Origin of the sequence: Shewanella sp. AC34-MNA-CIBAN-0136, from assembly GCF_040309945.1 — a bacterium.
Taxonomy (GTDB): domain Bacteria; phylum Pseudomonadota; class Gammaproteobacteria; order Enterobacterales; family Shewanellaceae; genus Shewanella.
In genome coordinates this window covers 14,679-27,940 of the sequence record NZ_JBEOPJ010000025.1, presented here as the reverse complement: position 1 = coordinate 27,940, position 13,262 = coordinate 14,679, and the positions used below count along the sequence as shown (strand labels likewise).

At 40.7% G+C, this 13,262-nt stretch carries 9 protein-coding genes; 5 read left to right on the top strand and 4 right to left on the bottom strand.

From position 1 onward, the window contains the following. Positions 1 to 50 precede the first annotated feature (50 nt). Positions 51 to 746 carry a 2OG-Fe(II) oxygenase gene (locus AAEY94_RS19050; protein WP_350979653.1) on the top strand — a complete coding sequence of 232 codons (696 nt, stop codon included), beginning with the start codon at positions 51 to 53 and terminating at the stop codon, positions 744 to 746. Positions 747 to 816: 70 nt separating this feature from the next. Here the strand turns inward: AAEY94_RS19050 and AAEY94_RS19045 are convergent, their stop codons facing one another. Both AAEY94_RS19045 and AAEY94_RS19040 read right to left on the bottom strand, forming a co-directional pair. Then, positions 817 to 2,169: an ATP-binding protein gene (locus tag AAEY94_RS19045; protein WP_350979651.1), complete on the bottom strand. Its 1,353-nt coding sequence runs from the start codon at positions 2,167 to 2,169 to the stop codon at positions 817 to 819. Then, entirely contained in the window at positions 2,160 to 2,834 is a 675-nt protein-coding gene (locus AAEY94_RS19040; RefSeq protein WP_101088025.1) for a response regulator, read from the bottom strand. The genes AAEY94_RS19045 and AAEY94_RS19040 overlap by 10 nt, the downstream gene beginning before the upstream one ends. 240 nt (positions 2,835 to 3,074) lie before the next feature. Here AAEY94_RS19040 and AAEY94_RS19035 point away from each other — a divergent pair, with 240 nt between their 5' ends. From AAEY94_RS19035 to AAEY94_RS19025, 3 genes are read left to right on the top strand one after another with little or no spacing between them, the layout of a single operon-like run. Further along, positions 3,075 to 3,929, top strand: coding sequence for a putative selenate ABC transporter substrate-binding protein (locus tag AAEY94_RS19035; protein ID WP_350979649.1), 855 nt, complete (start codon positions 3,075 to 3,077; stop codon positions 3,927 to 3,929). Further along, a complete protein-coding gene (locus AAEY94_RS19030; RefSeq protein WP_350979647.1) occupies positions 3,929 to 4,606 on the top strand; it encodes an ATP-binding cassette domain-containing protein in 678 nt (225 codons plus the stop codon). Before AAEY94_RS19035 ends, AAEY94_RS19030 begins: the two co-directional genes overlap by 1 nt. A gap of 57 nt (positions 4,607 to 4,663) precedes the next feature. Then, positions 4,664 to 6,181, top strand: a complete 1,518-nt coding sequence (locus AAEY94_RS19025; RefSeq protein ID WP_350979645.1) for a PhnE/PtxC family ABC transporter permease — start codon at positions 4,664 to 4,666, stop codon at positions 6,179 to 6,181. Between the two features lie 111 nt (positions 6,182 to 6,292). On the opposite strand, the gene AAEY94_RS19020 is transcribed toward AAEY94_RS19025, so the two are convergent. Continuing rightward, positions 6,293 to 6,970 carry a LysE family translocator gene (locus AAEY94_RS19020; protein ID WP_350979643.1) on the bottom strand — a complete coding sequence of 226 codons (678 nt, stop codon included), beginning with the start codon at positions 6,968 to 6,970 and terminating at the stop codon, positions 6,293 to 6,295. 172 nt (positions 6,971 to 7,142) lie between these two features. After that, entirely contained in the window at positions 7,143 to 8,453 is a 1,311-nt protein-coding gene (locus AAEY94_RS19015) for a dicarboxylate/amino acid:cation symporter (RefSeq protein ID WP_277949095.1), read from the bottom strand. Between the two features lie 224 nt (positions 8,454 to 8,677). On the opposite strand from AAEY94_RS19015, the gene AAEY94_RS19010 reads away from it, so the two are divergent. Further along, positions 8,678 to 12,940, top strand: a complete 4,263-nt coding sequence (locus tag AAEY94_RS19010; RefSeq protein ID WP_350979641.1) for an Ig-like domain-containing protein — start codon at positions 8,678 to 8,680, stop codon at positions 12,938 to 12,940. Positions 12,941 to 13,262 lie beyond the last annotated feature (322 nt).

Below are 13,262 nucleotides of genomic sequence, written 5' to 3'. Positions count from 1 at the left end.
AATTGCGTGGCAGCATACTACTATAAATAAATTAACAATAGTCACTCCCTATGGATTTTATTGAAGTATATCCCAACGCGATAAGTAATGATTTATGTGATCGCTTAATTGCGGCATTTGAAACGCATCCGAGTGTAGGGCCAGGCCATACAGGTTTTGGCGTAGATACCGAGAAAAAGCGCAGTCGTGATTTAATGTTAGATGCTTTTGATGATTTAGCTGAATTAAAAAATGAACTTTTAGCGGCGACATTTACCCATATTAGCGATTATTTTACCCAATACTCGTTAACCTTAATGGGAGCGGTTTCTGTACAAGTAGCAGATGAAAATGGTCAACCGCAAACGTTAACGCCTGATAATTTTGATTCGTTAGGTAGGCCAAGAGCAGCGGCATTAACTAAATATTTGTATCGCAGTGGTACGATTAATGTGCAGCATTATCAGCAAGGTGTGGGTGGATATCCGCATTGGCATTCAGAACAGTATCCACAGAATGGCCATAATGAGGCGCTTCATCGGGTGGTGTTATACATGTTTTACCTGAATGATGTTGAAGAGGGCGGCGAAACAGAATTTTATTATCAACAACGTAAAATAAGCCCTAAAAAAGGCACTATGGTGATTGCTCCAGCCGGTTTTACACACAGCCATCGTGGCAATGTGCCCATTAGTAACGATAAATTTATTGCGACTTCTTGGGCGATGTTTAATCGTGCAGAGCAACTTTATGCGCCATTAAGTTAGTGATTACTGTTGAGTAAAACCAGTTGTGGCTTTATATGCTTATTTGATTGATGACTTTGTTGCTGCGTGCTTATGCCGTTGCGGGGAGCTGAATGACAAAAGCTGCTCCGCCAAGCTCGCTAGTACCAATGGTCATTGTGCCGCCATAACTGCTAACGAGCTCATGGCATACTGCTAGACCAATTCCTTGTCCCGACGATTGAGTGTCGGCTCTCATACCGCGTTGGATTATTTTTTGTTTAATGGCGTGGTCTACGCCGGGGCCGTCATCTTCTACACTGAGTTGGATGAGATTGTTATCGAGGCTCGCGGCGCTGATCATGACGTTATTGCCACATAAGCGAAATGCATTTTCCAGTAAATTACCCAATAGCTCCATCACATCGCCTTTGCTGAGTGGGAGTTGCAATGATGCTGATATGTTTAGGGTGAATATGACATGTTTGTCTCGATATATTTTATCGAGCATTTGCGCAAGTTGTTGAGCAATCGGTGCGATAGCGGTTTGTTGTTGACGTAAGCCTTGTTGGCCTAACATGGCACGTTTGAGTTGATACTGTACTAAATGATCCATGTCATTTATTTGTTCAAGTATTTTTTGGTGCTGTTGCTGACGATCTAATGCGTCATCGTCAATGATGGCAATACTGGCGGCGAGACGCGTTTTTAAGCTGTGAGCAAGGTCGTTCATGGCATTTTGATAGCGCGTTTGACGTTGATCTGTTTGGTCCATAAGTTGATTTAATGCTGTGGTGATGCCTTGTAATTCAACGGGGTAATCTTGTGAGAGGCTTTTTTTATGTCCTTGTTGCAGCTGTATCAACTCTTGTTTCAGCTTCGTTAACGGCCGCATTCCCCAGTAGGCTGCACTCACTAGCAGTAACAGTGCAATAGCCATTACCATTGCCAATCTAAAATAAGTGAGTCGATTAAATTGACTGAGTTCAGTTTTCAATGTGGTGGCGTCTTTTAAAATCAATAGATGATACATTTCGGTTTCAACGTCAATGCTGAGCAAGTAAGCAAAGTAACTTTGTTGGTCATTAAAATTGAGGTAGAACGGTGGAAAATCATCTTTTATATCAAGATATTGTTCACAAATGTTATTCAAGTTTAAGCTGATAGCGAAGTCAGAACGCCATAAGGTGTTATAGCTGCTATTGCAGGTAGCCATAATGTATTGCGTGTCGACGTCGTCACCTTCACGGGCCTGGGTGATAGGGATTAGATTGTTTTCGCGAAACTCAGCGGCAATGATGGGTAGTTGAGCTATTAAGGCGCTGGTGGTTTGGTTATAGCGATTTTGGGCATGGAGCAAGGTAATTAACCAGGCCAGACCAAATCCTACTAACGCGATAATACCCAAGGAGGTTAAGAACATCCTGGTAAGCAGACGTTTTTTAGGTCGTAAAATTAGTCGCATGGGTGGTTAAATTTATATCCTTGGCCGCGAAGGGTAATGATGGACTGTTCTATTCCACCTTGAGCAAGTTTCTTTCTTAATCGGCTGACCATCACTTCAATAGTGTTGGGATCGCCTTCTTTGTCGGCATAGACCACATCCAGTAAACGCTGTTTAGCGACAACCTCATGGCAATGGCGCATCAAGTATTCCAGAATAAGGTATTCAAAGGCAGTGATGTCTAATGGTGTTTGGTTTAGCGTTACATGTTTTGCCGCGACATCTATTTGCAGAGCACCGCTGGTGATGGTTGAGCGAACAAAACCACTGCTGCGGCGCACTATGGCATCAAGTCTGGCGATGAGTTCTTCTTTTTGAAATGGTTTAACTAAGTAGTCGTCTGCACCAGCATTGAGCCCTTCGACTTTATCTTGCCACGTTAGTCGAGCGGTTAAAATTAGAATCGGCGCTTTAACATCTGCATTACGCAGCATTTTGATTAGACTTATTCCATCTTGATCGGGTAAGCCTAAATCAATAATAGCAGCATCAATAGGATAATTAGTGGCTTGATAAAATCCTTCTTTTGCGGTTAATGCCACTTGCACTTGATTACCTTGATCTGATAACTGCACCTGTAAATGGTGTGACAACAGAGGGTCGTCTTCAATAACCAATATGCGCATAATCCATCCTTGTTAAGCCGTCACTTTATGTGAAATGTGCTTGGCCAATATTACCCTACAAGTTGGTAAGGTTAAATATTAACCAAACTTTTTATGATGGTTATATTAAAACTTATTATCATTATGGTCATCGTAGTAATTATTCTTGCTAACATTTCACACTGAATGGGCTTTGTCGGTGTAATCAGGTATCAGGTAAGTTAGAATAGGGTTATTGACAGACTAACTTTTAAGATTGAGATGAAACTAACACATTTATTATCGGCTAGCTTTTTAAGTTTATTTTCGACAGTTGCATTAAGTGCAACGTTTACCTTTACGGCTATCCCTGATGAAGATGAAAGTCAGCTTCGGACTCGCTTTGATAAAGTGGCTGATTATTTAACCGAGCAGTTGGGCGTGGAAGTGAAATATATTCCGGTAAAGTCATATTCTGCAGCGGTAACAGCATTTCGTAATAACCAAGTACAACTTGCTTGGTTTGGTGGTTTATCTGGTGTGCAAGCGCGTCGTTTAGTGCCCGGTTCTGAGGCTATTGCCCAAGGTTTTGAAGATCAGTTTTTCAAGAGTTATTTGATTGCTCATAAATCTACTGAAATGGCTGCTTCAACTAATTTTCCTTCATTGAATGATTATACCTTTACCTTTGGTTCTAAAGACTCAACTTCAGGCCGTTTGATGCCACAGTATTTTATTGAAAAAAATACCGGTAAGCCAATTGAACAAATTTTTAAACGCATTGGTTTTTCTGGCGACCATAGCCGCACTATCAGCCAAGTTGAAGCAGGTGTTTATCAAGTCGGCGCGGTTAATTACAAAGTGTGGGACACAGCAGTTGAAAACGGTGAAGTTGATACCAGCAAAGTGAAAGTTATTTGGGAAAGCCCTACTTACCCAGATTATCAATGGACGGTGCATTCGGGTGTTGATGAAACGTTTGGTGCAGGCTTTAAAGAAAAGCTGACTAAAACGTTAATTGGTATGACGGATAAAGATTTGTTAGCCAGCTTCCCACGTGAGTCGTTTGTACCGGCTAAAAATAGCGATTATGAACCGATTGAGCGCGTGGCAAAAACAATTGGAATGCTCGATTAATGTTGTCGTTGGTTGATGTTGATTTAGGTTATAACCAGCAAATTATATTACCTAAAGTGAATTTGTCATTTAAGGCAAAAGAGCATGTGGCTATTTTAGGCCCTTCAGGCGTGGGTAAAACCACGCTGTTGCATCACCTTTATCAACAATTGGCCGAGCAGACCTGTTTGTGCTCACAAGCACAGGGGTTAGTTGATAACCTGTCGATATATCACAATGTGTTTATTGGTGGGTTAGCGCGTTATTCCCGTTGGTATAATTTGGCTAATTTGTTGTTGCCGTTTAATAAGCCGCAACAACAAATCGGCGCTATTTGCCAGCAACTAGAACTAACCGTGCCTTTGCAACAGAAAGTCAGTGAGTTGTCTGGTGGTCAGCGCCAACGTGTGGCCTTAGCCAGAGCGTTATTTCAACAACAATCAGTGTTTATGGGCGACGAGCCCTTTTCTGCATTAGATCCGCTAATGGGCTTACGATTACTAAACTTGATTAAGCAAACGCATCAGAGTGTTATTTGTGTGCTACATGATGCCGAGCTAGCGTTAGCAAACTTTGAGCGTATTATTGTCATTAGTGATGGCAAAGTAGTACTGGATGACAAAGCGAGCCAATTATCTCTGGCTCATTTATCACAGCATTATGCATTAGCCGATTTACCAAACCATTCAGTGGCATAAATATGAACATGTTGATGCTGCTAAGCGATTTATCTTCATTCTATCCCCGTTTTTATAATGCCTAAAATGATGACTCACAGTCGCTACTCTTTTGTAGGGCATTGGCAGAAAATCACTCTGTTGCTTTTACTCATGGTCTCCGTGTGTTGGTTTTTTGCTGATACCGAGGTGATTGCACTCGATCCTTGGTCTGAGCTTGGTCGCATGTGGCAAGGCTTTGTGCACCCTGACTTTTTCGCGACAGAGTATTTACTTGATGCGCTGTGGCAAACCATTAGTTTTGCGCTGCTTGGGATTACGATTGGGTTGCTATTGGGATTTCCATTAGCATTGTGGTATCAACATCCTGTAGTGGCGGCAATGTGTGCATTTATCCGTGCTATCCATGAGATATTTTGGGCATTGATATTCTTACAGATATTTGGTCTTTCAGCCATTACCGGTATTTTAGCCATAGCGCTTCCTTATGCTGCTACTTTTGCCCGTGTGTTTGCTGATATTTTACAGCAAGCGCCAATGCATACCTTATTTTCACTGCCTAAGGGCACCGATAAACTGTCGGCATTTATATATGGTCGATGGATGCACATGTATCCGCAGATTGTCGATTATATTCGTTACCGTTTTGAATGCGCGCTTCGTAGTAGTGCTGTGTTGGGCTTTATTGGTATGCCGACATTAGGGTTTTATTTAGAATCCGCTTTTCGTCAGGGGCATTATCAACAAGGCGGTGCACTATTAATCTTATTTGTGTTGTTAATTGGTAGCATACGTTTTTGGGCTAAACCGATAATGCTTTGGCTGTATTTACCGCTTGCTGTGTACTTCTTACCTCCCATTCCTGTTATCGACTCGCAACTTATTTGGCGTTTTATCAGTGTTGATGTTTTACCACCGATGCTTCAAGGACAACCCTTCTTGAGCTGGTTTGACACAGATAACCTATCGAAGCTCGTTAACTGGAGTTATACATTAATCAGCCAGCAAGTGTTTCCCGGGATGGTTGCTACCTTGGTACTGGCTTTTTGTGCCTTGGGGTTAACTCATGTGTTGACGTTGGTATTATTGCCTTTTAATACCCGCTTGATGATGCCAAAAGTGGTTATTTTAATCATGAGGGCGGTGAATTTAATATTACGTTCATTGCCTGAATATTTATTGGCTTTTGTGTTTATGATGCTATTAGGGCCCTCGATGTTGCCAGCGATTATCGCGTTAGCGCTGCACAATAGCGGCCTGATGGTCTTTTTAATGTCACGTCAAGCTGACAGCATTAGTGTGCCGTTGACATACAAGCCTAGGATTGATCAGTACAGTTATCTAGTGCTACCTGCCATATACCCACATTTTATGGGACTGCTGTTTTATCGATTTGAAGTGATTATCCGTGAAACGGCTATCTTGGGCATGCTTGGGGTGATGACGTTGGGTTTTTATGTCGACAGTAATTTTTCTGAAATTCGCTTTAGTGGGGCATTGTTGCTGTTGTTTTTCACTGCGGGTTTGAATGTGGTTGTGGATTATTTAGCACGTCGATTATTGCATTATCCTCGCAGCCGTTTACAGGCTTGCTAAAGTCTCTTGGTTTAAAGCTATAAACGGGTAAGTGTCGTGGCTCAAACAGGTAACTGCTTGATAAAAATAGTCAGCTTATTCATCTTTTTACTTAATCGAATTTAATCATGTTTAAAACTGACCGATAATTTGATGAATTATGTTATTAGCAATCGTGACTGCAACGGCAATAAAAATAATCCCAACGAGTAGATCTATAATGGTATTGGCCGCGAGTAATTTTTGTTGTACCCGAGGTTTAGACAAGATCAGTGCGAGTAAGCTAAACCACACCAATGACAACACAAATAATAATACCGTGGCGGCAATTTTAGTTGAGTAATTGACTTGCGGCGTAATTAATACGGAAAATAAAGTAATAAAAAAGATCAGCGCTTTAGGATTCAGTAGGTTGGTATATAGTCCAACTTTAAATCCCTTTAATGACGATATCAGCGCCGCTTTTGCCACATTAGGTTGCGTTGATGAAATATCTGAATTACGACGTTTGCTAATCATACTGGTGATAGCTGACTTGAGCGCCCCATATCCCATCCATGCTAAATAGCTACTGCCAATTAGTTGTACGGTCATAAAGGCAACATGAGACTGTTGTATCATCACACTGATGCCCATCAACGACAAAAAGGTGTGAATTAAGATAGCGACAGCAATGCCGAAGGCACAATAAAGTGCGGTTAAGCGTGTTTGCTGCGTAGCCATTTTAACGATAATGGCAAAGTCAGGTCCTGGGCTCATTAATGCCACAATGTGAATAACCGCTAAACCCGCCAATAAAGTCATGTCCATATTTATTCCGTTTTTTATAAGTTAAAGCTGGCTAGATTTTGTTGATATCCATTTGTTGATATCTATGAGAGCTTATTTCAATGTAAGTTGATGATAATGGCACATTTATGTAGGGAAAAGATAATAAAAAAGCGCTAAATTAGCGCTTTTTTATATAAGGTGAACTTAAGTGTTATTTTTTGGCGTTAAGCACTTGTTCTTCAAAACTTTTGGCTGCTTTACCTGCTTGCGAATCGTTGAAGACTTCTTCATTAAATTCGCCTTCTGATTTGGCAATGATCACCGTAGCCACTGCATCACCAGTGACGTTTACCGCAGTGCGGATCATGTCTAGCATTCTGTCTACACCAATAATTAAGGCAATACCTTCAACCGGTAAGCCTACTTGGTTTAACACCATTGCCAGCATAATAAGGCCGACACCAGGCACCCCCGCAGTACCGATAGATGCCAATGTTGCCGTTACCACTACAGTCGCGTAATCCATGATGCTCAGTTCAATACCAAATACTTGGGCAATAAATACCGTTGCAACACCCTGCATAATGGCGGTGCCATCCATGTTGAGAGTGGCACCAAGTGGTAAGGTGAATGACGCGATTTTGTTGTCGACGCCCATTCTGTGCTCTGCGGTTTCAATGGTTACCGGCAATGTTGCATTAGAGCTTGCAGTACTAAAAGCAAACAGCTGTACGTCGCGGATTTTACGTAAAAACATCAACGGGCTGAGTCCCGAGAACAATTTTAATAGAGTAGGGTAAACCACTAAGCCTTGGATAAATAAAACGGCAACCACCAGGAGGAAGTATTTGACAACACTACCGAAGGTTTCTAAGCCCAACGTTAAGCTGAGGGTCGCCATCAGTGCAAACACACCATAAGGTGCTAACTGCATAATTAAGGTAACCACACGCATAATTACATCATTTAAGTCGTTAAAAAATGACGCTATACGCGTACCTCTTTCACCAATATGTGAGATGGCAAAGCCAAAAACAACTGCAAATAGGATAATCTGCAACATATTGCCTTCACTCATCGCTTGCATAGGGTTTGTCGGTACAATATTAATAATGACTTCAGACAGGCTAGGCGCGTCTTTTGCCGAGTATTCTAATACGTTACCGGCCAAACTGGCATTACCTGGATGGATTAACACGGCTGCTAGAATCGCAATAGTGAGCGCAATAGCGGTAGTGAATAAATAGAAGGATATGGTCTTGCCACCAAGACGTCCCAGTTTAGATGGATCGCTAAGGGAGCAAGTACCGCATACTAATGAGATAAATACCAAAGGTACGACAAGCATTTTTAAGCTTGAGATGAAGATAGTACCAATGACATGTAAGAATCCATCGGTAATGTACTCTTGAATAAATTGACTACCAGGGAAAAAGTTTCTCAATGCTAGGCCAAATATAATGCCTAATGCCATGCCAATTAAAATTTTGCTCGTGAGTCCGAGCTTGTATTGATTACTCACAGAGTGTTCCTTCTCATCATATTATTTTATGTCTTTATTGAATGCGCTAAAGATTAGCAGGTATCGGCAACTTAGGAAATGGCATAAAAGTGAAAGTTTTCGCCAATAAATAGCGAATAAAATAGTAGAGTTATGCTAAAGTTATAAGATGTTTGCGTATTGTTAATGTATAAGTAACTATAATAATTATTTAGTTTAATCTTAATGTAACAGGGAGCCTGACAATGAGGTCAGCATATAAAGTTTATTTTGCGCTTTTATGTTCAATTTTTCTCTTCGCGTGTGGTGGAGGAGGAAGTATTACTGATGATGGAACTGATTCTGGAGGCGATGGTGGAATAACAGAAGTTTTATCTATTTCACTGAGTACTTCATCGAACGATATATCAGCAGCTTCGCCTGCAATTCTAAAAGCAACTGTTTCGAGTTCACTTAATAATTCAGTGGCGAACAAGGTTGTTACTTTTTCTTTATCTGATAGTTCATTTGGGGTTTTTACTCCGACGTCAGGTACAGCCAAAACTAATGCTGATGGTGTTGCTGAAGTAACGTTAAGTACTTCATCTTCTCAAGGGGCCGTTACTGTTACTGCATCTCTTGATTCTGGTGAATCGGCATCTACAGGTGTAACAATGTCTGGTGATGGTGCCGTGACAGGTGAGAATCAAATAAAGCTTTCTTTAAAAGACACCGCCGGTAATGAGATTAGTAATATTAGTTTTTTGACGCCTGGATATATTCATGTTGATTACCAAGACCCCGCTGGCAATCCAATAGTTAATCGTCTTGTGAGTTTTGAACTAAACGATACAGCCTTAGCGACTTTTATCCCTAATAGTGGAACTGCGTTAACAGATGCTGACGGTATGGCTATGATTAAAGTCATAGCAGCCAACAAAGAGGGTGCTGGCACAGTTAATGTTACTATTGATGAACAAGAAACTATTGGGATTAATTTTTATTCTAAAGGTGATGCTGGTGTTTCAGGCTCTTCAACATTAACAGCCAAATTACTTAATGCTGCGGGTACTGCAATAACTGAAATTTCAGATGCGCAACCGGGCTACATAGAGGTTGCTTTGGCGGACTCTGCTGGAGTAGGTATTGCAAATCAAGTCGTTTCATTTGCTTTAAATGATAGTTCTTACGGTACATTTGAGCCTGCTAGTCGAACTGCGCTTACTAATGCTACAGGAATTGCAAAAATTAAATTGCGTACAGCTGATGTGGAGACTGCCGCAACAGTCACTATTAGCTCCGCATTAGGTTTAACTACGTCTGTTAATTTTTACATGTTAGGTGATGGTGTCGCAGCAGGTACCAATAGATTATCGTTAAAGTTAGTTGATAATAGCGGTAACCCAATCTCTATAATAAGTAATTCCACTCCAGCTAAAGTGGAAGCTACATATGTTGATTTAAATGGATTACCTCTGGTTGGTAAATTAGCAACGTTCTCTTCTAGTTTAGGGAATCTATCCCCTATCATAGGTACAGTTGTTACTGACATTAACGGTGTTGCATCAATTAGTTTGACCGCTGGTAATGTTGCGGGAGCGGCTAAGTTATCTGTTGAAATAGAGACTTCTAAAGTAAGTATCTATTTTGAGACCTTGGGCGATGAAGTCATTATTAAGCCTATCGATTCTTATACTCTAAATCTTACAGTATTCGATTCATCGAGTAATGAATTACGAAATATAAGTAAGACTTCGCCAGGAACAGTAATAGCTTCGTTATTAAAAGATGGAATAGCTGTGCCGAATGCATTAATTAATTTCTCTCTAGTTGGTGAGGGGGTGATTAATCCAACGTCAGGTAATGCACTAACTGATGCGAGTGGTTTTGCTAAAGTGACTCTATTAACTGGTACGGTGGATGGTGCTGGTACTATTCAAGCAACCTTTAATCTAGGCAGTGAGTTATTGGTCGAAACATTTAATTATAGTGTGGCTGGCGATGCTCCTGGTGGCGATGGTGAAAACAATTCATTATCTATAAGCTTATTGGATGGTACTGGAAATCAGGCTTCTAGTATTAGCCAAGCATCTCCAGGCCGTGTACAAGTTTATCTACTTGACCGAAATAACAACCCATTAAGTGGAAAAGTTGTATCATTTTCTAGTAGCTTAGGTGAGTTTTTACCTTCAGTAGGGACAGCTCTTACTGATGGAGCAGGTAAAGCTGAATTAACTATTACAGCAGGAACCGTTGAGGGGGCTGCAACTGTCACTGCTAGCTATGGTTTAACGTCGGCAACAGCTAGTTTTACCACGGCTGGTGATGATATCGATCCTGTCGCAGCAGACCCATCTATCAGTTTTGAAATTTATGACTGTAATGGTGTTGCTGGTTTCGATAAGGTATTGAAAAATTTCGAATTATGTCCTATTACAGATAATATTACCAATCAACGGCCTGGTATTTTAGGGGCAATAGTTAAACTTGATGGTTCTAATCAACCTTTAAAACAAGTCTTAGTAACTGCTGGTACAACATTAGGTGCAATTAGCCCTAATTCAGCAACTGCAATAACAAATGCTGACGGTAAGGCTGTTTTAGATCTATATTCAAACGGTGATGTTGGTGCCGGTGAAGTGTCTTTAAAAGTTAAACAAGTGACTTCTACCAAAGCGTTTGAGATCGGTCGTGTAGATATCTCTCTTGAAGTTAGTACCTATATAGGTACTAATACTTTACCTGCTGGTGGTTCTACTGTTATTGAAGTGACCGTTAAATCTCCGGATGGAAGTATTGAGACAAGCCAACCATTTACATTAGAGTTTTCTTCTCAATGTATGTCGGCAGGTAATGCAGTGGTTGATTCTCCGGTGATAACAAATGCGGGTAAAGGTTTTGCTACCTATCGAAGCATTAATTGTCAAGGTACGGATACTGTTACTGTTTCAGCAATTACAGGAGCATCAAGTGTAAGTGCAACTGCGGATATCACCATTAGCCCCAATGCGGTCGGTGCAATTCAATTCGTCAGTGCATCACCAAAGGAGCTAGCCATTAAAGTATCTGGAGGTCTTGACGGTGCTGGTGCTCGTTCTGAAACCTCAAATGTTGCTTTCAAGTTGCTTAATGAGATTGGTCAGCCAGCAAGTTCTGAAAGAGTTTGTTTTGAACTGTCTACTGATGTGGGTGGCATGGTATTAACGCCAGCACCATTAGCTGATGATTTTATAAACTGCCCTAATTTTCCTAAAATGGGTGACGCTGAGTATCCTAGCGATATTACAACCCCTAATAAATATGCAGTAGCTTATACGGATGTTAATGGTAATGTATCTGTTACTGTTCGTTCAGGAACAATACCAACGCCTGTTAAAGTTTTTGCTCTGTGGCAGGATGCTACAGATCCAACAAGTCTTATAGTGTCAAATGTGTCTGATAGTTTAACCGTGACAACAGGCTTAGCAGACTACAACAGCTTCTCGTTGTCAGCTACAACGTTAAACGTAGAAGGTTGGAGTCATGATGGAGAATCATCGACGATTACCATTCGTTCAGCAGATCATTTTAATAATCCTGTTCCTGATGGGACTGTGATCAACTTTAGAACTGAAGGTGGCTCTATCGGCGCCAGCTGTGAAACGGCTGGTCGAACAGGGGCTTGTTCTGTAGATTGGACTAGTCAGAATCCACGCCCATTTGATGGAACATCTGTTGTTTGTCCTGTTGCTTTCAATGGATCTAATGTTCCACCTTGTACAGGTCCACTATTATCAGCTTACGTTGATGGGACAGGCTCGGTGATTGTTGAACCTCGTCCTGGTCGTTCAACTATTACAGCTTATGCGATAGGTGAGGAAAGTTTTGTTGATTTAAACGGTAATGGACTTTTTGATACAGATGAGGATTTCATTGATTTATCTGAAGCGTTTACCGATGATAACGAAGATGGGGTTTATCGTGGTTCATCAGTGCCTTTAGGCGCTGTGAATGAAGAGTTTATTGACTTTAATGCCAATGGTAGCTTTGATGGTAAAGATGGTTTGTATACTGGCCTTTTGTGCGCAGCATCTTCAGCAGCTAATTGTACTCAAACCGGAGTCAATAACACTCAAGCACAGCTAAATGTATTCAGGAATATGCCGATTGTTATGTCGGGCTCTGTGCCATACGGTCGTTTAGTTGATATTGACAGCTTGGGGAACATTACCCCTGTAGTCGATATAGATTTAACTGCGGCAACAGGTGTATCCTCAAAAACTGTTTATTTATTTGTCTCGGATCTTAATAATAATACCCTTGCCAATGGTACTGATATTTCTGCAGCCACTGATAATGGAGCGTTATCCACATCTACATCGTCTTATATTATCGGCAACAATACCTCCAATAAACCATTATTGTATCCATTTACTGTAACTCGAGAGGCTAGCCCAAATCAAAAATCAGTTGGATTATTATCTATTACAGTTAAAACTATTTACGGCGATCCGATTTCATACAGTGTTAATGTTCGAGATGATGGTTGATAATAAGTAGGCTTATTATTTTGAGATACTTTGATTTTACGAATGCTTCATAAGTAGTAATTTAATCGGCCACAAAATTAATTGTGGCCTTTTTTATGGTGTAATATATTGTTCTTTATCGAAATAAAAAATGCTGGTTAGGCTGATTTATCTTAATGAAGGAAACTAAAGAACGGATTGTTAAGACGCTAATAATTTACCTATATAGGTTGTGTTTGGTGGATTAACAAATTAGATAATAGCTATTTATCAATTTGTTAATAACTAAAGATGATGGGATTTATGTCAAAGGTGAGTTACATCTGATAGGTTGAGTTGTTGC